At 63.5% G+C, this 21,573-nt stretch carries 17 protein-coding genes; 13 read left to right on the forward strand and 4 right to left on the reverse strand.

From position 1 onward, the window contains the following. Positions 1-71: 71 nt before the first annotated feature. From ruvC to ACX9NZ_RS02740, 8 genes are all read left to right on the forward strand, one after another. Entirely contained in the window at positions 72-596 is a 525-nt protein-coding gene (ruvC, locus tag ACX9NZ_RS02705) for a crossover junction endodeoxyribonuclease RuvC (RefSeq protein WP_118653069.1), read from the forward strand. Further along, positions 593-1,219, forward strand: coding sequence for a Holliday junction branch migration protein RuvA (gene ruvA, locus ACX9NZ_RS02710; RefSeq protein ID WP_294159775.1), 627 nt, complete (start codon positions 593-595; stop codon positions 1,217-1,219). The genes ruvC and ruvA overlap by 4 nt, the downstream gene beginning before the upstream one ends. Beyond that, positions 1,219-2,286, forward strand: a complete 1,068-nt coding sequence (gene ruvB / locus ACX9NZ_RS02715) for a Holliday junction branch migration DNA helicase RuvB (RefSeq protein WP_294159839.1) — start codon at positions 1,219-1,221, stop codon at positions 2,284-2,286. Before ruvA ends, ruvB begins: the two co-directional genes overlap by 1 nt. Positions 2,287-2,351: 65 nt before the next feature. Beyond that, complete coding sequence (locus ACX9NZ_RS02720; protein ID WP_294159776.1) at positions 2,352-4,019, forward strand: formate--tetrahydrofolate ligase; 1,668 nt, start codon at positions 2,352-2,354, stop codon at positions 4,017-4,019. A 136-nt stretch (positions 4,020-4,155) separates the two neighbouring features. Beyond that, positions 4,156-5,019 carry a bifunctional methylenetetrahydrofolate dehydrogenase/methenyltetrahydrofolate cyclohydrolase FolD gene (gene folD / locus ACX9NZ_RS02725; protein ID WP_118653075.1) on the forward strand — a complete coding sequence of 288 codons (864 nt, stop codon included), beginning with the start codon at positions 4,156-4,158 and terminating at the stop codon, positions 5,017-5,019. Continuing rightward, positions 5,019-6,671 (forward strand): C69 family dipeptidase, encoded by a 1,653-nt coding sequence (locus tag ACX9NZ_RS02730; protein ID WP_407495822.1) that lies wholly within the window; start codon positions 5,019-5,021, stop codon positions 6,669-6,671. Before folD ends, ACX9NZ_RS02730 begins: the two co-directional genes overlap by 1 nt. Positions 6,672-6,772: 101 nt before the next feature. Further along, positions 6,773-7,240: a hypothetical protein gene (locus tag ACX9NZ_RS02735; protein ID WP_118653079.1), complete on the forward strand. Its 468-nt coding sequence runs from the start codon at positions 6,773-6,775 to the stop codon at positions 7,238-7,240. A gap of 79 nt (positions 7,241-7,319) precedes the next feature. Beyond that, entirely contained in the window at positions 7,320-9,050 is a 1,731-nt protein-coding gene (locus ACX9NZ_RS02740; protein WP_407495825.1) for an ABC1 kinase family protein, read from the forward strand. Between the two features lie 209 nt (positions 9,051-9,259). Here ACX9NZ_RS02740 and ACX9NZ_RS02745 read toward each other — a convergent pair whose 3' ends face one another. Genes ACX9NZ_RS02745 through ACX9NZ_RS02755 form a run of 3 tightly spaced genes read right to left on the reverse strand, consistent with a single transcriptional unit; the run spans position 9,260 to position 12,859 of the window. Beyond that, positions 9,260-10,114, reverse strand: a complete 855-nt coding sequence (locus tag ACX9NZ_RS02745; RefSeq protein ID WP_294159781.1) for a methyltransferase domain-containing protein — start codon at positions 10,112-10,114, stop codon at positions 9,260-9,262. A gap of 3 nt (positions 10,115-10,117) precedes the next feature. Further along, positions 10,118-10,654, reverse strand: a complete 537-nt coding sequence (locus tag ACX9NZ_RS02750; RefSeq protein WP_118653085.1) for a GNAT family N-acetyltransferase — start codon at positions 10,652-10,654, stop codon at positions 10,118-10,120. A 48-nt stretch (positions 10,655-10,702) separates the two neighbouring features. Beyond that, positions 10,703-12,859: a methionine--tRNA ligase gene (locus tag ACX9NZ_RS02755; protein WP_317440594.1), complete on the reverse strand. Its 2,157-nt coding sequence runs from the start codon at positions 12,857-12,859 to the stop codon at positions 10,703-10,705. A gap of 150 nt (positions 12,860-13,009) precedes the next feature. Here ACX9NZ_RS02755 and ACX9NZ_RS02760 point away from each other — a divergent pair, with 150 nt between their 5' ends. From ACX9NZ_RS02760 to ACX9NZ_RS02780, 5 genes are all read left to right on the forward strand, one after another. Beyond that, complete coding sequence (locus ACX9NZ_RS02760; protein ID WP_118653089.1) at positions 13,010-13,834, forward strand: DUF3267 domain-containing protein; 825 nt, start codon at positions 13,010-13,012, stop codon at positions 13,832-13,834. Further along, on the forward strand, positions 13,831-14,427 hold the full coding sequence (locus ACX9NZ_RS02765) for an epoxyqueuosine reductase QueH (protein ID WP_294159789.1): 597 nt from the start codon (positions 13,831-13,833) through the stop codon (positions 14,425-14,427). Before ACX9NZ_RS02760 ends, ACX9NZ_RS02765 begins: the two co-directional genes overlap by 4 nt. Positions 14,428-14,516: 89 nt before the next feature. Next, positions 14,517-15,743 carry a tRNA preQ1(34) S-adenosylmethionine ribosyltransferase-isomerase QueA gene (gene queA / locus ACX9NZ_RS02770; RefSeq protein WP_302741846.1) on the forward strand — a complete coding sequence of 409 codons (1,227 nt, stop codon included), beginning with the start codon at positions 14,517-14,519 and terminating at the stop codon, positions 15,741-15,743. A gap of 639 nt (positions 15,744-16,382) precedes the next feature. After that, positions 16,383-17,645 carry a serine hydroxymethyltransferase gene (gene glyA, locus ACX9NZ_RS02775; RefSeq protein ID WP_407495832.1) on the forward strand — a complete coding sequence of 421 codons (1,263 nt, stop codon included), beginning with the start codon at positions 16,383-16,385 and terminating at the stop codon, positions 17,643-17,645. 382 nt (positions 17,646-18,027) lie between these two features. Further along, positions 18,028-19,473, forward strand: coding sequence for an MDR family MFS transporter (locus tag ACX9NZ_RS02780; RefSeq protein WP_118653095.1), 1,446 nt, complete (start codon positions 18,028-18,030; stop codon positions 19,471-19,473). Positions 19,474-19,598: 125 nt separating this feature from the next. Here ACX9NZ_RS02780 and ACX9NZ_RS02785 read toward each other — a convergent pair whose 3' ends face one another. Continuing rightward, on the reverse strand, positions 19,599-21,503 hold the full coding sequence (locus ACX9NZ_RS02785) for a heavy metal translocating P-type ATPase (RefSeq protein ID WP_407495834.1): 1,905 nt from the start codon (positions 21,501-21,503) through the stop codon (positions 19,599-19,601). Between the last annotated feature and the right edge of the window lie 70 nt (positions 21,504-21,573).

The raw sequence follows: 21,573 nt of genomic DNA on the forward strand, positions 1-21,573 counted from the left end.
GAGTTTTTAGCGTACTGCCGTGTCTGCTCATGTTATAGTAGAACAAACGTTCGAACAGCGGGAGGGGGCGCATGGTCATCTTGGGGATCGATCCGGGCTTGGCGAATACCGGCTGGGGCATCATCGAGGAGCGCCGAGGTGAGGTGCGGTGTCGTGCCTATGGCTGCATCGAGACCTCTTCCGGGTCGGATTTGGCAGCCCGCCTCCGTCGCATCGCCGATGAGCTGACGGCCGTTGTCGACCGTTATCACCCCCAGCAGGCGGCTGTTGAGGGAATATACTTCGGGGCCAACGTCCGTTCCGCCATCCCGACCGCCCATGCACGCGGTGCCGCCCTCGTGGCCTGCTCGCTTTGCGGGGTTGAGGTGGGGGAGTACACCCCTATGCAAATCAAACAGGCGGTGGTTGGCACCGGATCGGCAGATAAAGCCCAGGTGACCTACATGGTCCGTACGCTTTTGCACCTCGATCACGATCCCAAGCCCGATCACGCCGCCGATGCACTCGCGTGCGCCGTGTGCCATGCGCATCTGCAACGCACTCAAGTGCTGACCGGCGGCGTGTTCGCTCAACAGAAGGGAAACCCGTACGCATGATTTCTCAACTTCATGGCAGCGTGCTCGAGGCCACGCCGAGCATGGTCGTCATCGATGTCAACGGCGTGGGATTCGAGCTCGGCATCTCCGGCACGACCGCCGCGGCTCTGCCCGGGGTGGGCGGGGACGTTCGCCTGTACACGCGCATGGTCGTGCGCGAAGACTCCTGCACGCTCTTCGGCTTTGCCTCCAAGGACGAGCGGACGATGTTCGACAAGCTCGTCGCGGTGAGCGGCGTGGGCGCTAAGCTCGCGCTCGCCGTGCTCTCCAAATTCAGCGTCCCGCAGTTGTACACACTGGTCATGACCGAGGACGACAAGGGCATGGCGACGGTGCCCGGCGTGGGGAAAAAGACCGCGCAACGACTGATTCTCGAGCTCAAGGGCGTGTTCTCCAAAGACCGTAGCCTCGCCGGCTCAGAGGTGCCCGGATCCATCCCACTTCCACTCGAGCTCGCCGCCCCGGCGGCCACCTCTCCTATGGACGACGCCACCTCTGCACTTCTATCGATGGGCTTTACGCCTTCGGAAGTCTCCTTGGCGTTAGGCGGGTATGATGGCAGGGATATGCGCGTCGAGGATCTGCTGGCCGCGGCGCTCAAACGCCTTGGAATGGATGCATGATGTGGGAAGTGGATGAATCGACCGATCTATGGGCCGATGCGCCGGCGGCGCGGAATGCCCATGGGGAGGGTGAGCGCTTCGTGACGGGTGAGCTCACCTCCGATGATCTCGATGTCGAGCGCAGCCTGCGTCCGCAGCGTCTCGATGACTATTGCGGGCAGGAGCACATCAAGCAGAGTCTGAAGATTCTCATCAAGGCGGCTCAAACACGCGGCGAGAGTCTTGACCACGTGATATTCTCCGGTCCCCCCGGCTTGGGAAAGACCACGTTGGCGGCGGTCGTCGCGAATGAGATGGGCGCGCAGATCAAGACGACTTCCGGACCCGCCATCGCCCGTACGGGTGATCTTGCGGCGATTCTCACCAACCTGCAGCCGGGTGACGTGCTGTTCATCGACGAGATCCATCGCCTTAACCGTCAGGTCGAGGAGATCTTGTATCCGGCGATGGAGGACTTCTCCCTCGATATCGTGATTGGCAAAGGTCCGGCAGCTCGGTCCATTCGTCTGGACATCCCGCACTTCACCCTCGTGGGCGCCACCACACGCTCGGGCATGCTCACGGGTCCCCTTCGCGACCGCTTTGGCATTTCGTTCAGGCTCGATTACTACGGCATTGAGGATCTTGCCGATATTGTGTGTCGCTCCGCGTCTATCTTGGCCGTGGACATCGACCGTGAGTCCGCAAAGGAGATCGCCTCACGCTCCCGCGGCACGCCGCGCTTGGCGAATCGCCTGCTCAAGCGCGTGCGCGATTACGCTCAGGTGCGGGGAGGCGGGAGCATCGACCTCGCTATTGCGCAAGAGGCCATGGCGTTTTTCGAGATTGACGAGCTCGGTCTCGACTGGATGGACATCCGCATTCTCGAGATGCTCTGCAAAACGTTTCGCGGTCGTGCCGTGGGCTTGTCCACTTTGGCGAGTGCCACGGGAGAGGACGCCAACACGCTTGAGGACGTCTATGAGCCTTATCTGCTGCAATGCGGCCTGATTGTCCGCACTCCGCAGGGACGCATGGCAACGCCCGTTGCCTTTGAGCATCTGGGCCTGGAGACGATTGCCTTGTGACGCTTCTGAGCTTCATGCCCGTGCTATGCTGAACAAGTTATTCCTCGTGCAGAAGGGACCTTGCCATGTTGACCGACATCGAGATTGCCCATTCCGTTGAACCGTGGCCCATCCAGCAGGTCGCCGAGGCCGCTGGGGTGGATCCTAAGCACCTCATCCCGTACGGCTTCGACAAGGCAAAGGTCGACTATTCGCTGCTGAACGAGCCTTCCGACCACGAGGCCAAGCTCGTGCTCGTGACCGCCATCAACCCCACGCCCGCGGGCGAGGGCAAGACCACCACGACCATCGGCCTGGCCGATGCCCTGCGCCGTCGCGGCGTCAAGAGCGCCATGGCCCTGCGAGAGCCCTCGCTCGGCCCCGTGTTCGGCGTGAAGGGCGGTGCCGCCGGCGGCGGTTACGCGCAGGTCGTTCCCATGGAGGACATCAACCTGCACTTCACGGGCGACTTCCACGCCATCGGCGCGGCCAACAACCTGCTCGCCGCCATGCTCGACAACCACATCCAGCAGGGCAACGCCCTTGGCATCGACGTCAAGCGCATCACCTGGAAACGCGCGGTCGACATGAACGACCGCCAGCTCCGCCACGTGATCGACGGCATCGGCGGTAAAGCCCAGGGTGTTCCGCGTGAGGATGGTTTCGATATCACCGTCGCGTCCGAGGTCATGGCGATCCTGTGCCTGTCCACCTCCATCTCCGACCTCAAGCAGCGCCTCGGCGAGATTGTGGTGGGCTACACCTACACCGGCGAGCCCGTGCGAGCCAGCCAGCTCAAGGCTCAGGGTGCCATGGCGGCCCTGCTCAAGGACGCGCTCAAACCCAACCTCGTGCAGACGCTCGAGCACACGCCCGCGTTCGTCCATGGTGGTCCGTTTGCCAACATCGCGCACGGTTGCAACTCCGTGATGGCCACCCGCATGGCCATGCGCTTCGGCGATATCGCCATTACCGAGGCGGGCTTTGGCGCCGATCTTGGCGCCGAGAAGTTCCTCGACATCAAGTGTCGCATGACGGGCATTCGTCCGAGTGCCGTTGTGGTGGTTGCCACTGCGCGTGCCCTCAAGTACAACGGCGGCGTTGCCAAGGCCGACCTCAACACCGAGAATCTCGATGCCCTGAGCGCCGGTATGCCCAACCTGCTGCGTCACGTCGACAACATCCAGAACGTCTATGGGCTGCCCTGCGTGGTCGCCATCAACCGCTTCCCGTCCGACACCGAGGCGGAGCTCGCGCTCATCGCGGAGGAGTGCGAGAAGCTCGGTGTGAACGTTCGCCTGTCCGAGGTGTGGGCCAAGGGCGGCGAGGGTGCCCTCGATCTCGCCGACGAGGTGCTGCGCCTGGTCGAGGAGCCGAGCGAGTTCCGCTTCGCCTACGAGGATGGCGCCGATGTCGCCGGTGCCCTCGAGGCGATCGCCACCAAGGTCTACCATGCCGACGGCGTTGACTTCACGCCCGCTGCCAAGCGCCAGCTCGCGGAACTGCGCGACAACGGCTTCGGCAACCTGCCGGTGTGCGTGGCCAAGACCCAGTATTCCTTCACCGATCAGGCGGCGATCCTCGGCGCGCCTGAGGGCTTCCGCATTACGGTGCGCGAGCTCAAGGTGAGCGCCGGTGCGCATTTCGTCGTGGCGCTTACGGGCAATGTCCTCACCATGCCCGGCCTGCCCAAGGTCCCTGCAGCCGAGAATATCGATGTTGACGACAACGGCGTGATTTCCGGCCTGTTCTAGTGGATGTATGAGGTGACGCGTGCCAAAGGGGGACGTATCCCTTTGGCACGCATGCCATTGGGGGACGTACCCTTTTGGCGCGCGCCCCTTGGCATGCGCGCGGTCCGATTATTCGATCTAAGAGAAAGCGACTTCATTGGCGACGATTATCGATGGTAAGAAACTTGCTGCCGACGTGCGCAACCGCGCGGCAGCCGAGGTTGAGGGCCTGACCAAGCAGGGGGTTGCCTGCGGTCTTGCCGTGGTGCTCGTGGGAGACGACCAAGGCTCCGCCACGTACGTACGTGCCAAGCTTCGCGACTGCGAGCAGTGCGGCATCCCGTCGCGGGACTTCAAGCTTCCCGAGCAAACGACGCAAGAGGAGCTCATGGATCTCGTCGTGCGCCTCAACGCCGATCCGGATATCGCCGGCATCCTCGTGCAGATGCCGCTGCCGAGTCACTTGGACGCGGAGGCGGTCGTCGCCGCAATCGATCCAAAAAAGGACGTCGACGGCTTTCATCCGGAGAACCTCGGCAGGCTCGTGCGCGGTCTTACCGGCTTGCGTCCTTGTACGCCCGCGGGCATCATGGAGATGCTCGAGGCATATGGCATAGACCCGTCGGGCAAGAACGCCGTGATCGTGGGCCGCTCGTCTATCGTTGGCAAGCCCATGTCGCTCATGCTGCTCGCCAAGAACGCCACCATCTCCGTGGCCCACTCGCACACCGACCCCCGCGAGCTCGCACGGATTTGCCAGAGCGCCGACATCTTGGTCGCCGCGTGCGGCATTCCCAAGATGATCAAGGGGCCGTGGATCAAACCCGGCGCCGCCGTCATTGACGTGGGTATGGACCGCGATGATGCCGGCAGGCTCTGCGGTGACGTCGATTTCGACTCCGCCGAGCTCGTGGCAGGTGCCATCACCCCCGTTCCGGGGGGCGTGGGCCCTATGACGCGCGCCATGCTCATGAGCAATGTGGTGCTCGCCGCAAAACTACAACATGGTTTGGAGGACTAATGGCTTGTACAACTATTCTGGTCGGCAAAAACGCGAGCTACGACGGTTCGACCATCATCGCACGTAACGAGGACTCGCCGAACGGACAGTTCGAGCCCAAGAAGATGAAGGTCGTGCATCCCGAGGAGCAGCCCAAGACGTATACGAGTGTGCTTTCCCACCTCAGCTTCGAACTCCCGGATAATCCGATGCGCTACTCGAGCGTCCCGGATGCGCTTCCGGGACATGGCATCTGGGCAGCTGCGGGCTTCAACACCGCCAACGTGGGCATGAGCGCCACCGAGACGATCACGAGTAACGAGCGCGTGCTCGGTGCCGATCCACTTGTCGAGTACATCCCCGCTCAGGGCACCGAGGGCGAGGAAGGCTACGTTCCCGCCGTTCCCGGTGGCCTGGGTGAAGAGGATTTCGTCACCGTGGTCCTGCCGTACGTTCGCACCGCCCGTGAGGGCGTGCAGCGTCTGGGTTCCCTGCTCGAGCAGTATGGCACCTACGAGATGAACGGTATCGCGTTTTCTGACGAGGATGAGATCTGGTGGCTCGAGACCATTGGTGGTCACCACTGGATCGCCAAGCGTGTGCCCGATGACGCCTACGTCACCATGCCCAACCAGCTCGGTATCGACTATTTCGATCTTCTCGATGCTGAGGGCGAGCAAGTCGAGCACATGGCCAGCCCCGACCTTCGCCAGTGGATGTCCGAGAACCACCTGAACCTCACGAACGCGAATCGCCTTGAGCCCGAGGACATTCTCGACGAGGAGTATTTCGATGAGGATCTCGAAGACTTGGATGAGGACGAGGCGGACGCCTATGAGGAGTACGTCGCCGACCTCATGGACCTCATCGCCGACGTGCGCGAAGGTATGATCTCCGGCGAGATCTTCAATCCACGCGAGGCTTTTGGCTCCCATTCAGATTCCGACCATGTCTACAACACGCCGCGCGCCTGGTACATGCAACGCTGCCTCAATCCTCGCGACGGCTGGGATGGTCCGGATGCGCCGTTCAGCCCGGAGTCGGATGATATTCCGTGGAGCCGCGTGCCCGAGCGCAAAGTCACTATAGAGGACGTCAAGTACGTTCTTTCCGCCCACTTCCAGGGCACGCCGTACGACTGCTACGGTTCCAAGGGAACTCCTGCGAGCCGCAACGCCTATCGTCCAATCGGCATCAATCGCAATAGCCAGCTTGCTGTCTTGCAGATTCGTCCGTACGTGGCGGAGCCTCTGCGCTGCATCCAATGGATGGCCTTCGGTTCGAACGTGTTTAATGCCCTGGTCGCGCTGTACGCAAATGTGGATGAGTTCCCCGCGTATCTCTCCAACACCACGGAGCGTGTGACCACGGAGAATTTCTACTGGGCAAATCGCGTTATCGCCGCCTTGGCCGACGCACGCTTCCACGAGACGTCCGCCAAGGTCGAGTCGTACCAAGAGAAGGTCGGCGCACTTGGTCACAGGATGCTTCGCGAGACAGACCGAGCCATGTCTGACCTCGCAAACGCCGATATCCCCGCCTCCCTTGCCCGTGCGAATGAGGACCTTTGTGAGACTCTCAAGGGCGAGACTGAGAAGCTCCTCGCGACCGTGCTCTATACCACGAGCTGTGCGATGAAGAACGGTTTCGCGATGTCCGACAACGAGCGTTAGCTTTTCGCACGCCAAAGGGTTTGTCCCCTTTGGCGTGTTTTGGGTACAAGGGATTCATCTGGATGCGTCCATGCGCACAAAAGAGGAGCAAGGAGGCTCTCATGGCTATCAAGTTCGAGGAGCTCATTAATGGAATGGTCAATGTCGGTTTTGGCGCCGCCGCCGTCACGGCCGAGAAGGGCAAGGAGATCTTCGAGGATCTGAACGCCCGTGGTGAAGAGGTGCTACGCGACCTTAACTCGCGCGGTGAGCACGTTCGCCATGATAGAGAGACTCCCGATTTCGCGCGCTCCATGTCCGATATTTTCGAGCAGGCCGGCGGCACCTTCTCCGATGTCACCGAGCGTCTGAGCGAGCGGGGTGCAACGGCAGCGGAGCGCGTGCTTGACGAGCTGATTCTCGCTCGCGTGCGTCTGTTGACCAAGACCGAGCGCGTCGAGTTCATGGCGCATGTGCGTGACCTCATCGACTCGGTCGACGACGATACGGTGACCGTCGAGGTCGAGGACGCTGTCGTCGTCGACGCCGACGAAGCCGATCTAGGCGCGGACGAGGCTCGAGACGCGTAATAGGCGAGAAACCGATATGGCGAGCGAAGTGGAACAAGAACGGGATGCCCGCGGGCCCGCTGCGACCAAGGCGGCGGGTATGCCGCTGAGTCCCGACGACACGGTCAACCTGGAGGGCGTTGAGGAGGCACTGAGGACTTCTTGGCGCGCCCCCCGTGCGGTCGACCTGTTCCCCGAGGAGCCTGAGGCCATGGCCCCCTCGGAGGAATTCAAGCTTTCCTCCGAGGGGCGTCGCAAGCGCATTGGCGAGATTCTCGGCATAGTGCGGAAATACGAGGCATGGCACAATATCACGCCGCGCCGTTTGCGCTGCATGCTCGAGGACCTTGGTCCCATGTTCGTCAAGATGGGGCAGATTCTGGCGAATCGCTCGGAGATCCTACCGCAGGAATACTGCGACGAGCTTCGCCGCTTGCGCTCGAATGTCGAGCCGGTGCCGTTTGCCGTGGTGCATGATTGCCTCGTCGCCGAGTACGGTCGCCCCCTTAACGAGGTCTTCTCCCATATCGACCGCAGGCCCCTGGGCAGTGCCTCGCTCGCACAGGTGCATCGTGCCACGCTCGTGACTGGCGAAGACGTTGCCATCAAGGTGCAGCGTCCCGGTGCCCAACAGGTGATGGCCCAAGATATCGACATCATGCGTTCGATTGTGCGCCATGCGTCGCGCTTTGTGAAAACCGACCAGTTCGTCGACCTCAAGGGCGTGGTCGAGGAGTTGTGGCAGTCGTTTCGCGAGGAGACGAATTTCCTCATGGAGGCCCGCAACCTCGATGACTTCCATCGCTTTCACGAGGGTTCGTCGTCCATATCCTGCCCGCGTTCCTACCTTTCGTACTGCACCGAGCACATCGTGGTCATGGATTATGTGGACGGCATCTCCATCGCCGATCCCGATCTCCTTGTCCGGGCGGGCTATAGCCTCGAAAAGGTCGGGGCGTCCATTGTGGACGATTACGCCACGCAGGTGCTCGAGGACGGTTTTTTCCATGCGGACCCCCATGCGGGGAACATCATCGTGAAAGACGGGGTCGTCTACTTCATCGACCTCGGCATGGTCGGTCGTATGTCGAGCCATGACCGCGGAATCGTCAAGGATATGATCTACGCCGTTGCGTCGGGTGACGTCCCTAAGCTCAAGGATTCGCTCATGCGTTTCGCGGTGACGCGCGGGGACTCATCGGAGCTCGATCACTCGACCTTCTTGACGGACCTCGATTTCATCGTCGCCGATTTCGCCAGTCTGGATTTGAAGGACCTGGACATCGGCGAGTTCCTCACGTCGCTCATCAGCTTGGCGCGCAAGAACGACGTGGAATTGCCCAGCGTGGTGACGATGTTCGCACGTGGCATGGTGACGCTTGAGGGGTTGCTCACCGAGTACATGCCCGATGTGAACATGATCGAGATCATCACCGACCACATTCGACATGAAAAGAGCTCGTACCGTCGTGCGCAGGAGGCTGCCGAGGAGCTCGCGGGAGCCTCCTATCGGGCACTCAAGGGTCATCTCGAAATGGCGGAGCAGCTCGGCTTGGCGTCGCGTATGCTCACCCGCGGCCAGCTCAAGATGAACATGCAGGTCCTTGGCAGTGAGCAGGTGCTGCGCCGTGTGGGCGGCATCGTCGACCGCATGTCGATGGCAATTGTGATCGCCGGACTGTTCATTGGCTCGTCGGTGGTTTATTACGCCAAGATCGAGCCGGTCATTTTCGGCATTCCCGTCATCGGCTTTTTTGGGTATACGAGCGCGTTGGTTTTGGCCCTCGGTTTGGGCCGCGAGATTTGGCGCAACGGCCACGCCAAGAAGTGATGCGCGGGACTGCCGCCCGGGGTGGCGGGCATACAGTTCCCTGCTCGGACAGTCCTGCTCGCGCGAAGGCCCCACTGGGGCCTTCGGCTCGTGCGGAACTCGCAAGGGACTGTATGCCCGCCACCCCGGGCGGCAGCAACCGACTTGACGGAAGGGGCGTTTGGGCTGCTAAACGCCTTTTGTATCCCCTAAGGTTGCGTTGTTGGGGCCTACCTCGTCTCCTGCCCATGTGGACGGGCGCAGAGGACTTCGGCATCGACGGTGATGTTCGTCAGCTTGTCGAGCTCGAGTTCATCGGGGTCCATGCCGAAGGTTACGGGGCTCATGCGAACGAGGTCACGCGCGAGTTCGGGTGAAACGTAGCTCGTTTGCGTTACGCGTGCGCGGGTTGTCAGTTCCATATGGCGGGACAGGTGCTCGGCGACACCATGGTCCTGCATTGCGGAGTGAGCAAGTCTATCGCAGGCGAGATCGCGCAGCTCGTGCATATGGTCTGGTCCGGGTATGACTTTTACGAGCATTCCGTCGTGTTTGAGAATGCGCTGGAATTCGGTGTAATTTGCCGGCGTGAACACATTCAGGACAACATCGACGGAATGATTTCGGATCGGCATGTTCGCCAGGTCTGCCACAAGCCAGCGCTCGGCACCACCGCCACGAGCGGCGCAGCGGATGGCGTCCTTGACGATATCAATGCCGATGCATGTGCCGCAGAATCTCGATGAGATGGCTTTAAGATACGAGCCCTCCCCGCACCCCGCATCGATGATAATCGGGTCGTCAGGCAGGTCGAGATTCTCAAGCGTCTGAATAAGCGCTTCGTTCAGGATGCGATAGACCTCGGCCTCCATGACGCGTTGACGACTGGTGAAGAACGCCTCGTCGTACCCCTTGAGGGGTCCTTGCTGGGGGATAAGGTTGAGAAATCCCTTGGATGAGATCGCAAAGTCGTGGCCACGCGCACAGCGCAGCGAACACGTTATTGCGTGCAGGCGCTCATGGCAGAGGGGGCATTGCAGGAGCGATGCGATATCGAGGTGCTTTTGGATGCCGGGGCGTGCCATGGGCTATAGCAGTTTCTCGAACGCGATGCGCAGCGGGTCGGCTTCGCCCTCATAGGGGAGTGTGATGACGCCGCAGCGCGTATATCCGCATTTGGTTGCAAGCCCCTGCAACGGGAGGTTCCTCTCGTGCGTGTCGATGCGCAGGCTTTTCATGCCGTGCTCGCGCGCGATGCATTCACCCTCGGCAAACATGGAGGTCATGACGCCGCAGTGCGCTGCCTGCGCGCGTACCGCACAGCGGTGGATGACGCCGTAGGTGGGGGAGTTGGAGGAGGATTCGGTCAGCCATGCGCCATCGATGGCGTCGTAGGTCTTCTCGCCGTCAAACGAGAGTGCCATGACGCCCAACACTGTGCCGCCCTCATCGACAGCGACATATGAGGCACCGTGAGCCATATCGTCTTCGATATCGATGCGATCCGGATACTCGCCCTGCCATTGTGGGATATCGAGCGCGGCCAGGGCAGCCTTGCCGTCCTCGAGGGCGCGCTCGGCCGCCTCGACGTCTTGCGGGAGCGTTTGGCGTATGGTGAATGCCATGGGGGTCCTTTCGAGTGTGGACACGGGCGCGGCGCACACCTCGACGGTTTAATACTGGCTCGGGTGCTTCTCGAAGAAGTCGAAGCGCGGCGGCAGCACCTTGATGGCGTGCGTACCCGCCTGTTCGCCCAGCTCGGCTACGAGCTCGTCGCAGGTCTCGAAGATGTGCTCCCAGCTAAAGAAGACCTCTGGTGCGATGGCAAAGTGCTCGCAGATCTTCTCGCAGCCCGAGGGCACGATGCCGTGCATGAGGACGGTGGCGGCGCGCAGCTCGTGGAAGGCGTCAACGAGTGCTTGCGTCATGAGTTTATCGTCCTCGGCGTTCTTCGCCGCCTTGCTCGCGTCGCTCCAGCGCTTGTTCGCGGCGCGGAGGAACTCGTCGCACACGCCGAGGGCGTGGTGCAGCTCGAAGGTGTGCATGGCCTGCTCGAAGGCGAGGATGGCCTGCTCGGTTTCGGCGGAGACCTTCGCGCTGGGCGCTCCGGCGGGGATGCAGCCGGTGCGGTAGGGGGATTCGTCGCCCTCCTTGACGGCGACGCCGTAGAAGGCGGACCGTGCCAATCGGTTGAAGACGCCCGTGAGCATCGCGCCTTCCTTGAGGACGGGGTCGATCACGCGCTTGTCGTTGCAGGCGAGGATCTCGGTGCCGTCTTTATCCTTGCCGCTCACGCGCGTGTCGAAGGCCTTGGGGCTAAAGCTGACGGGCTTTTCTCCTAGGCCAAGTGACAGCCAGTGGGCGCGGAGCTGCTCGGGCGTGTAGTGCTCGAGCATCTCGTGGGCCAGCGGGGGCGGGGTCTGGGAGCTCGAGCTCGCCTTCTTGCCCATGTAGAGGATGTGGTAGTTGGCCGCGACGCAGGACTGCTGCATGTTCCAGTCGAGCGCCTCCCACATGCCGGATTGTGCGATGCAGTAGAAGTAGATGTTGTCCTGGCCGATGAACTGGTACGCGCGCGCGTCCTCGCTCGCCCACCAATCGCGCCAGTCGAGGCTGGCATGCGTGTACTCGGGCTCCGCCATGATCATCGCGGGGGCATCACCAACGAGCTCGGCATCGGAGACGGCGCATTCGGCGAGGCCGGAGGGGTCCGCGCCCGCGGCCTCGAGTTTGGCGGCGTCGCGCGCGAGCACCGCGCGGGTGAAGCTGATGGGCGCCCATAGGCTCTCTGGCCAGACCCAGCAGGTGAGGTCGGTGCAGCCGCAATCGTTGGGGACGGGCACGCCCCACTCGACGTTTCCCGTGATGCGGAAGGGGACGAGCGCCTTGCCGGAGCGGAAGCGCACGCCGCCGGCGTTGAGCATCTCATGGGCCTCATCTCGCTCGCGCCAGCTGGGAAACGCGACGGTGAAGGAGCTCTTGTTGCCCTCGGGCTCGATGACGGTGTGGGCGGGCAGCCCTCCCTCGATGGCGTCGAATGCCTCGCGGAACTTGTTCTGGATGTAGAGCTGAGCCGGATTGAGCCACTCCTCCATGGTCTTGGAGACCACCGAGCGCACCGTGGGGTCGTGCTCGAGCTGTTTGGTGTACGTCTTCAGGTACTCAAGGTGCTCGGGAAGATCGAAATAGAGGTTGTCGACGGGGACGAGTTCAGGCGTCTCGCCGGTGAGCGCGCTCTTGGGGGCGATGAGCTCCTCGGGCTCGAACTGGTGGCCGAGGTCGCACTCGTCCGCATAGGCCTTTTCGGACTTGCATCCCTGGATGGGGCAGCGGCCGAGCACTTGGCGGCCGTTGAGGAACTGGCCCGCCTTCCTGTCGTAGAACTGCTTGGTCGAGCGCTTCTCCAGCGCGCCTTTCTCATGTAGGCGACGGATGATCTCGCTGGTCACGCGCTCGTGGATGTGCACGGCGGGCTCCAGCGCGCTGCCGGCGTACAGGTCGCAAGACACGCCAAAGCTGGCAAGGTCGGCTTCCTGGCTGTCATGGTTCTCGCGCACGTAGTCTGAGATGTGCTTCTTGTAGTCGTCGGCCTCTTGGCGTTTGCGGAAGCCCTCCATGATGGGGGAGCCGTAGCAGTCGGTGCCCGAGACGAAGATCACGTTCTCGCGACCCAGGCGGTCGCGAAGGAACCGGGCGTAGAAGTCGGCGGGCACGAACACGCCGCCCACGTGGCCGAAGTGCAGACCCTTGTTGCCGTAGGGCATGCCGGCAGTGACGACGGCGCGCTTGGGCCAGGCGGGACGATCGGCGCGGGTGAGCTGTGTAGTCATGGCTATCCTTCTTTCGGCTGTGTTCTCAGTCGTTGGCGTGCGTCTGCGTTCGGGCGAGGCGAGGACGTAGACGTGGAGTCAAGTAGTCGCCACCCGGTGTAACCTCACATTATCGCACAGGTGTCCGCACGAGGCGTTACACTTAGGAACATGAGAAGAATTGGAGACATACACGTATTTGAGGACGATGCGTTTCTTCGCTTCATGCGCAGGGCGTCGGGCTTTACGGTGCTGGCGGGTATCGCCGCTGCTGTGGTCTGGGGCCTCGGCATGAGCGCCCTGCACCGCGTCCTGGGTGCTCCCGTGGTGCCTTTCGAGCTCGGTGCCATGTTCGGTGCCTGGGGCAATGGCGTCTTGGGGGTGGAAGGCGGGCAGAAGTTCCAGTTGTGGTGGTGGATCCTGCTCGTATTGGTTCCCCTTGCCTCCCTTGGTCTGCACGAGCTTGTGCACGCGTTCTTTTTCAGCCAATTTGCTCCACCCGGTTCTCGGGTGACCTTTGGGTCCAACTGGGAGATGGGCATGATTTACGCGAGTGCCGAAGGGATTATGTATACGCGAGACCAATACCTGGTGATCGCGCTTGCCCCGAGCATCGTCGTTTCTCTGCTGCTTATGGTCTTGGGCATGGGGCTCAGATGGCCCTTGTGGACCGTCATTGTGGTGACGGTACATTTGACAGGCTGCTCAGGCGACTGGGGCTATGTGCGTGCAATCAGGAACGATCCCGCCATCGCGTATTGCGAGGATACCTCGTACGGCGTCGCGTTCTATGGGATCGATCACGTTATTTCGCGCCCTACCTTGCACACGCGCGCGGAGGGCAGCGCCGGAGCAAGAGGAGTGGCCAGGGCAGACGAAGCTGCCGGGGTGGCCGGAGCTGCCGGAGCGGATGGGGTAGAGGCTGGCCGTTGTCCCGCTTCGCTTTCGGGAGATGACAGGGGCTTTACCGTTGTCGAGGGAGGACGCCGTTCATGACCGCCCTGCTATTGCATGCCTGCTGCGCCCCGTGCTCACTCGAGCCGGTTCGTTTGCTTGTGGAAGAGGGCTTTGAGCCCACCATCTGCTGGACGAACCCGAACATCCAGCCGCTGACCGAGCATGAGAAGCGGCTTGAGGAGCTGCGCCGCTGGGCTGCTGAGAACGGGTTGCCGCTTATCGAGGCCGGTGACGACCGCGCTCGCTGGGATGCATCGGTCGCGCGCCTGGGCGCCGATCGCGAGCGGCGCTGTCGCGCGTGCTACGCCCTGCGTCTCGCGGAGGCATGTCGGGTGGCCGAGCGCGAGGGCTTCTCGCATATCGCCACCACGCTCGCGGTGTCGCCGTACCAGCTATTCGACACCTGTAATGACGTGTTGGAGAAACTGTCGGCGGCACACGGCCTCACGCCGGTGATCCGCGATTTCCGCCCCTGGTACCCCCAGGCCACGCGGCGCTCCCGCGAATTGGGTATGTATCGGCAGAACTACTGCGGTTGCAGGTTCTCGGCAGCCGAGGCCGCCCTCGACCGCGCGCGCATGCGCGATGAACGAAAAGCGCAGAAGGCGAGGCGCGTCGCATCCCAGGGATAAGGCCCACTGAGCTGCGCTATCATGGACGGCTGTTCGACAACCCGACTGCTCGGCCTTGGCCACGCGGCTCTCATGCGAAAGGCGACTCCATGCGCACCGATGATTTCGATTACAACCTTCCCGACGAGCTGATCGCCCAGGCACCCGCCGAGCCGCGCGACTCCTGCCGTCTGCTGGTGCTCAACCGCGAGCTCGAGGGCGGCGCGCCCCGCGCGGGCGATGCCGTGGCGCTCGAGCACGGCGGCTCCGTGGAACATCGTCACTTTTACGACATCCTCGATTACCTGGAACCCGGGGACCTACTGGTGGCCAATCAGACGCGCGTCATGCCGGCGCGCCTGATCGGCAAGAAGCCCACGGGCGGTGTGGCCGAGACGCTGCTGCTTCGTCGCCGCGAGGACATCGACCCGCTCGGTCATGTGTGGGAGTGCCTGGTGAACCCCGGCAAGCGCCTCAAGCCCGGCAACGTGGTCGAGTATCGCGAGGGCGGCCTCCTCGCGCCGGAGGGCGCGCCCGTCGTGCTCACCGCCGAGATCATCGATTTCGTTGACGATTCCAAGGGCGGGCGCCTAGTGCGCTTTGAGCCCGCAGGCGAGAACGGGGACGGCTCGCCGCGCACGCTCGACGAGGCCATCCACGCGGCGGGACATGTCCCGCTGCCGCCCTATATCACGAGCTACGAGGGCGACCCCGAGAAGTACCAGACCGTGTACGCCATGAGCGAGGAGCACTCCGCCGCCGCGCCCACCGCGGGCCTGCACTTCACGCCCGAGCTCATCCAGCGCATCAAGGACAAGGGCTGCGGCTGGGCTGCGGTCGAGCTCGAGGTGGGCATCGACACCTTCCGCCTAGTCGAGGAGGACGACCCCACCGAGCACGTCATGCATACCGAGCGCTACCACGTGCCCGCCGAGGTCGTGGAGGCGGTGCACGCCGCCAAGGCCGCCGGTCACCGCGTGATCGCCGTGGGGACCACCGCCGTGCGCTCGCTCGAGAGCGCATGGGACGCCGAGGCGCCCGCGAGCCGTCCCGCGTGCACGGCGCGCGGCTTCGAGGGCCGCGCGGACGGCGCCGATGTGTGCGGCAAGGGCGACATCACGGTGCGTGAGGACGCCACCACCAATCTCTACCTCATGCCGGGGTCGACGTTCCATGTGGTCGATGCGCTCATCACGAATTTCCACGTGCCGCGCTCCACGCTCATGATGCTCGTCTCGGCCCTCGCCACGCGCGATCAGGTCATAGATGCCTACGAGGAGGCCGTGCGGGAGGAGTACCGCTTCTTCAGCTTCGGCGATGCGATGCTCATCGAGTAATCTGCTTGAGGCACAGTTCTGTATGCCGTCTACGGATAAAAAGCTACCGTTTGCGGTTGAGTGGCCTCATTCATGAAAGACCAATGGTCGTCGGGGCATAAGCAGGTTGTACTAAAAGAGTCGCAACGTTACCGCGACCGAGACGGGAGGTGTGTCCGATGGGTTTTGAAGATATAGCAGCTTTCGGGCCCGCCGCTTGCGACACCGAGATCGGTTAGATGTGAAAAGCGAGCGTTCGCGCCGTTCTTTAGTTCCACCGGTTGGTTGGTAAGACGATCGAAGAGGGAACGCACCGGCGGGCTCGATGAATTGGATAGCCCCATCCCAGCGGTAAGAGATAGCGGGTGAGTCCACCGTAGGATTTGTAGAGGCGGCGGCATCGCGAGGAGCGGTGCCGCCGCCTTTTGTCATATGCGGGTGCAACCGGGACGGCCTCTGCTCCGTGTTGGGAGCTCTTGTCCAAGGCGGTCATTTGGCATCGGCCTCCCACGGACCCGTGGCGCGGCGGTCGCCTGATTGCCAGTTTGTTGCGGCTTCGCCGCCTGCCGTTGCGGAGGTATCCATCCGGGGGCTTTTGGGTACGGTAGGTCATGTGCATAAACAGTGCCATTGAAGTGTCATTTAAAGATTGGAGCCCCCATGACCGAGTTCCGCATGACGCACCTCGCAGATTCCGACCCGGCCATCGCCCAGGCGATAACCGACGAGCTCTCCCGCCAGCGGGGGACCATCGAGCTCATCGCATCGGAGAACTTCACGAGCCCCGCAGTGCTCGAGGCGGTGGGCAGCGTGCTCACCAACAAATATGCCGAGGGCTATCCCGCGCATCGCTACTACGGTGGGTGCGAGCAGGTCGACGTGGTCGAGGACCTCGCCCGCGAACGCGCCTGCGCCCTGTTCGGCTGCAGGTTCGCCAACGTGCAGCCCCACTGTGGCGCCAACGCGAACCTCGCCGCGTACGCCGCCCTCGTCGAACCGGGCGACACGATCCTGGGCATGAGCCTCGACCAGGGCGGGCACCTTACGCACGGCAGCCCGGTCAACTTCTCGGGCAAGTTGTACAACTTCGTGCCGTACGGCTTGGACCTTAAGACGGAGACCATCGATTACGAGGGGCTCGAGCGCTTGGCCGAGCGCGAGCGCCCTGCGCTCGTCGTCGCGGGCGCCTCGGCGTATCCGCGCGTGATCGATTTCGAGCGCATGGCCGCGATCGCCCATGGCGTGGGCGCGCGCCTCATGGTGGACATGGCCCACATCGCCGGCCTGGTGGCGACCGGCGCCCACCCTTCGCCGTTCCCGCATGCGGACGTCGTGACCTCCACGAGCCACAAGACCCTTCGCGGTCCGCGCGGCGGATTCATCCTCACCAATGACGAGGAGCTCGCCCGCGCCATCGACAAGGCGGTGTTCCCCGGCACGCAGGGAGGCCCGCTCATGCACGTCATCGCGGGAAAGGCCGTGGCGTTTGGCGAGGCGCTGCGCCCCGAGTTCTCGACCTACATCGATCGCGTGGTGGAGAACGCCTCCGCGCTGGGAGAGGGCATGGTCGAGGGCGGTCTGCGCCTCGTGTCCGGAGGCACCGACAACCATCTGTGCCTGGTGGACCTCACGCCCGCAGGCATCTCGGGCAAGGAGGCCGAGACGTTGCTCGACGCGGTCGGCCTCACGGTGAACAAGAACTCGATCCCGGGGGAGACACGTTCGCCGTTCGTGACGAGCGGCATCCGCGCGGGCTCAGCCGCCGCCACCACCCGCGGTTTCACGGCCGAGGAGTTCCGCGAGATCGGCGGCCTGGTCGCGCGCGTGGTGTTCTCCCCGCAGGATGCGCGCGAGCGCATGTGCGTGCGTAAGCGCGTTGAGACCCTGCTGGAGGTGCACCCGCTGTATCCGGGAATGGCGTAGCGCGAGTATGACGATTCTCGTCTGTCAAGGAAAAATCTGTTGACGTTGTCATTTTGCCGGCTGTATGGTTGATTGCATGTTCAATCACTGCCGACATATCTTCTGGCTCGTCGTTCGCCGCGACCTCCACGCGTTCAGTGGGGAGCGGACGTTGGCGGGTGCCAGCCGCACTATGAGGTCGTGCTCGCTGATCTGATGGGCGCGCCGGTGATTCCGGCTGGCGGGGGCACAGCGCCCCGTCGCAGGGAGGGCGCATCGCCCTCCCGATCTCTATAGCTTCACTGCAATCGAATACCGGCATCGACCCCGTTTCCAGCATGTATGGCACGGGTGCGATGCCATGTGTCCCGCATGCACATGCGGGGGAGAGGAGTGCGCGCATATGTCACATGCCGCATCCAAGCCGCGCGTCGATAAAGACGCGGTTGTCATCGTCGGGGTCATCACGCTCGGCGCGTTCGTCTCGCTGTTCAACCAGACCGTCATGGCGCCCGCGCTGCCGGCGCTCATGCGCGAGTTCGGGGTGACCGCCGGTGCCGCCCAGTGGGTCACGACCATCTACATGCTCGTCTCGGGCATCATGGTGCCGATCTCGGGCTACTTCATGGACAAGTACCCCACCCGCAAGCTCTTCTTCCTCTCGATGGGGCTGTTCGTGGCGGGTACGGTGATGTGCGCCCTGTGCCCCAGCTACCTGCTGCTCATCGCCGGCCGCGTCCTGCAGGCCGCCGGCGCCGGCATCCTCATGCCGCTCGTGGGCACCGTGCCCCTGCTCGTGTTCCCCGTCGAGCTGCGCGGCACCGCCATGGGTGTCGCCGGCATCGTGATGGCGGCCGGCCCGGCCGTGGGCCCGGTGCTGGGAGGCCTGGTCATCGACGCCTGGGGCTGGAGGCCCATGTTCCTCATCATCGCCGCCCTCGCCGGCGCGATCCTGCTGCTCGGCATCCCGCTCATGAGGAACGTCGGCGCCCTCAAGAACCCGCGCCTCGACATCGCTTCCGTCGTGATGTCCACGATCGCCTTCGGCGGCCTGCTCCTCGGCTTCTCCAGCGCCTCCGATGCCGGCTGGATGAGCCCCATGGTGATCGTTCCCGCCGTCATCGGCCTGATCGCCCTCGTCCTGTTCATTCGCAGGCAGCTGTCCCTCGAGGTGCCCATGCTCGAGTTGCGCTGCCTCAAGACGCGCAACTTCCTCGTCGCCGCGCTCATGGTCACGCTCATCAATGCCGCGGTCGCCGGCACCAACGTGATCTTGCCGCTGCTTGTCCAAAACGGCATGGGCGCCTCCGCGACCACGACGGGCATGGTCATGCTTCCCGCCTCGATCGCGGGCATCATCCTGTCGCCCATCTCGGGCATGCTGTTCGACCGCATGGGGCCGCGCCTGGTCACGGTGGGCGGTATGGCGGTCATCGTCGGCTCTCTGCTCGGGTTCGGCGTGATGGGCACCGGCCTGACGGTCGTCATGGCCGCCACCTTGTGCGCCCTGCAGGCGTGTGGCCAGGGCCTCGCCAACATGCCGGTGAACACCTGGGGCGTCAACGCGCTGCCCGATGAGCTCATCGCGCACGGCAACGCCATCGCCAACACGGGGCGCCAGGTCTTCGGCGCGATCTCGACCGCGCTGCTGGTCACCGTGATGTCGTCCGTTCAGGCCAATGCCCTGGCCGGTGGCGCGAGCACAGCGGCGGCGACGGTCGCCGGCGCGGGCGCGGCGTACTTCGGCTGCGCGGCGATCGCCCTCGTGGGCCTGGTCATAGCCGTGCTCTTCGTGCGCGAGAATAAGCGCGGGACCGCTGCCCCGGCGCGCGTGAACAAGGTCAAGTAGGGCTGAATCGGCCAGGCTTGTCGCAAAGAATAAGGGCCCGTTCCTGCGAACGGGCCCTTTCTCATGCCGATCGGCGCTTTGGTTTGCGCGCTTCGATGGTGGGTCGGCGGCCATCGGGGACCGCGCTAATCCCGTTTGACGCTCATCGCGCGCATGGCGTTGAGGATGGCGATCACCGCGACGCCCACGTCGCCGAAGACCGCGAGCCACATGTTCGCGATGCCGACGGCAGCCAACGCGAGGATGAGCACCTTGACGCCGATGGCGAACACGATGTTCTGATGCACGATGCGCATGGTCTTGCGCGCCACGCGGATGGCGCGGGCGATGTTGCTCGGCTTGTCGTCCATGAGGACGATGTCCGCGGCCTCGATGGCGGCGTCCGAGCCCATGGCGCCCATGGCGATGCCCACGTCGGCACGGGTGAGCACCGGGGCGTCGTTGATGCCGTCGCCCACGAAGGCGAGGTTGCCGCGAGCGGTTTCGAGGATGCGCTCGACCTGCTCGACCTTGTCGCCGGGGAGCAGCTGGGCGTGATACTCGTCAAGGCCGAGCTGCTTCGCCACGGCGTGCGCCACCTCGTCGCGGTCGCCGGTGAGCATGATGCAGCGCTCGACGCCCGCAGCGTGCAGGTCGGAGATGGCCTGCTCGGCGTCATCCTTCACGACGTCGGCGATGACGATGTGCCCGGCGTACGAGCCGTCGATGGCGACATGCAGGATGGTGCCGGTGATCTTGCAGTCGTTCCAGCTCACATCATGGGCGGCCATGAGCTTGTCGTTGCCCACGAGCACCTCGCGACCATCGATGGTGGCCGCGACGCCGTGGCCCGATTCCTCGGCCGCCTGCGCGATGCGCGTCTGGTCGATGTCGCCGTTGTAGGCCTCCTTGATGGAGACGGCGATCGGATGGTCGGAGAACGCTTCCGCGTACGCCGCCATGGACAGCACGTAATCGGGGTCGACGCCGTCCTGGGCGTGGATGGCGACCACGTTGAAGGTGCCGGATGTGAGGGTGCCGGTCTTGTCGAACACGACGGTGTCGACCTCCGACAGCGCCTCGAGGTAGTTGGAGCCCTTGACGAGGATGCCGAGCTTGGACGCCCCGCCGATGCCGCCGAAGAACGACAGCGGCACGCTGATGACCAGGGCGCACGGGCAGCTCACCACGAGGAAGGTGAGTCCGCGCAGGATCCAATCGGGCCACGTCCCCATGCCCATCAGCGGCGGGATGATGGCGATCGCCAGCGCCGCGAAGGTGACGATGGGCGTGTAGACGCGTGCGAATCGCGTGATGAAGTTCTCGGTGTGCGCCTTTTTCTCGCTCGCGTTCTCCACGAGTTCGAGGATGCGGCTCACGGTCGAGGCGCCGAAGAGCTTGGTGGTGCGGACGCGCAGGACGCCCGTCATGTTGATGCAGCCGGAGATGACCTCCGCGCCCTCCTCCACGTGGCGCGGCACCGATTCGCCGGTGAGGGCGGCGGTGTCGAGCTGGGAGGCTCCATCGACGACGATGCCGTCGATGGGAACACGCTCACCGGGCTTGATCACGATGATGTCGCCTATCTGCACCTCGTCGGGATCGACCTGCGTCAGCGACCCATCGCGCTCGATGTTCGCGTAGTCGGGCGCGATGTCCATCATGGCCGCGATGGATTTGCGGCTCTTGCCCACGGCATAGCTCTGGAACAGCTCGCCGACCTGGTAGAACAACATGACGGCCGCGCCCTCCGCCATATGCGGCTCGGTGTCGGGGAAGAAGATCATGGCGAACGCGCCGATGGTGGCGACGGTCATGAGGAAGCTCTCGTCGAAGGCCTCGCCGCGACGGATGTTGCGCCACGCCTTGAGAGGTACGTCGTGCCCGGCGATGAGGTAGGGGATGAGGTAGAGCGTGAAGCTCGCGTACAGCGCGCCGGGCTCTCCGAAGATGCCCGCGAGTACGCCTAACTCGTCGAGGGCCATGACGGTGAAGAAGATGGCGAGCGCGAGGAGGATACGCTTGAGCCACTTCTTTTGCTTCTTGTTCATGTGAAAAACCACTCCAATCGGCGGTGCCGCCAGCATGTGGGGATGGGGTGCGAACCAAACTCGTCCAGGT

The organism is Collinsella sp. BM28, assembly GCF_054551995.1.

Bases quoted from the DNA above. Each gene is read 5' to 3' on its own strand.
- ACX9NZ_RS02785 (WP_407495834.1), bottom strand. From the start codon at position 21,503: ATGAACAAGAAGCAAAAGAAGTGGCTCAAGCGTATCCTCCTCGCGCTC.
- ACX9NZ_RS02755 (WP_317440594.1), bottom strand. From the start codon at position 12,859: ATGACTACACAGCTCACCCGCGCCGATCGTCCCGCCTGGCCCAAGCGC.
- ACX9NZ_RS02765 (WP_294159789.1), top strand. From the start codon at position 13,831: ATGACCGCCCTGCTATTGCATGCCTGCTGCGCCCCGTGCTCACTCGAG.
- ACX9NZ_RS02740 (WP_407495825.1), top strand. From the start codon at position 7,320: ATGCCGCTGAGTCCCGACGACACGGTCAACCTGGAGGGCGTTGAGGAG.
- ACX9NZ_RS02760 (WP_118653089.1), top strand. From the start codon at position 13,010: ATGAGAAGAATTGGAGACATACACGTATTTGAGGACGATGCGTTTCTT.
- ACX9NZ_RS02745 (WP_294159781.1), bottom strand. From the start codon at position 10,114: ATGGCACGCCCCGGCATCCAAAAGCACCTCGATATCGCATCGCTCCTG.
- ACX9NZ_RS02750 (WP_118653085.1), bottom strand. From the start codon at position 10,654: ATGGCATTCACCATACGCCAAACGCTCCCGCAAGACGTCGAGGCGGCC.
- ruvC (WP_118653069.1), top strand. From the start codon at position 72: ATGGTCATCTTGGGGATCGATCCGGGCTTGGCGAATACCGGCTGGGGC.
- ACX9NZ_RS02735 (WP_118653079.1), top strand. From the start codon at position 6,773: ATGGCTATCAAGTTCGAGGAGCTCATTAATGGAATGGTCAATGTCGGT.
- ACX9NZ_RS02720 (WP_294159776.1), top strand. From the start codon at position 2,352: ATGTTGACCGACATCGAGATTGCCCATTCCGTTGAACCGTGGCCCATC.
- ruvA (WP_294159775.1), top strand. From the start codon at position 593: ATGATTTCTCAACTTCATGGCAGCGTGCTCGAGGCCACGCCGAGCATG.
- glyA (WP_407495832.1), top strand. From the start codon at position 16,383: ATGACCGAGTTCCGCATGACGCACCTCGCAGATTCCGACCCGGCCATC.
- ACX9NZ_RS02780 (WP_118653095.1), top strand. From the start codon at position 18,028: ATGTCACATGCCGCATCCAAGCCGCGCGTCGATAAAGACGCGGTTGTC.
- queA (WP_302741846.1), top strand. From the start codon at position 14,517: ATGCGCACCGATGATTTCGATTACAACCTTCCCGACGAGCTGATCGCC.
- ruvB (WP_294159839.1), top strand. From the start codon at position 1,219: ATGTGGGAAGTGGATGAATCGACCGATCTATGGGCCGATGCGCCGGCG.
- ACX9NZ_RS02730 (WP_407495822.1), top strand. From the start codon at position 5,019: ATGGCTTGTACAACTATTCTGGTCGGCAAAAACGCGAGCTACGACGGT.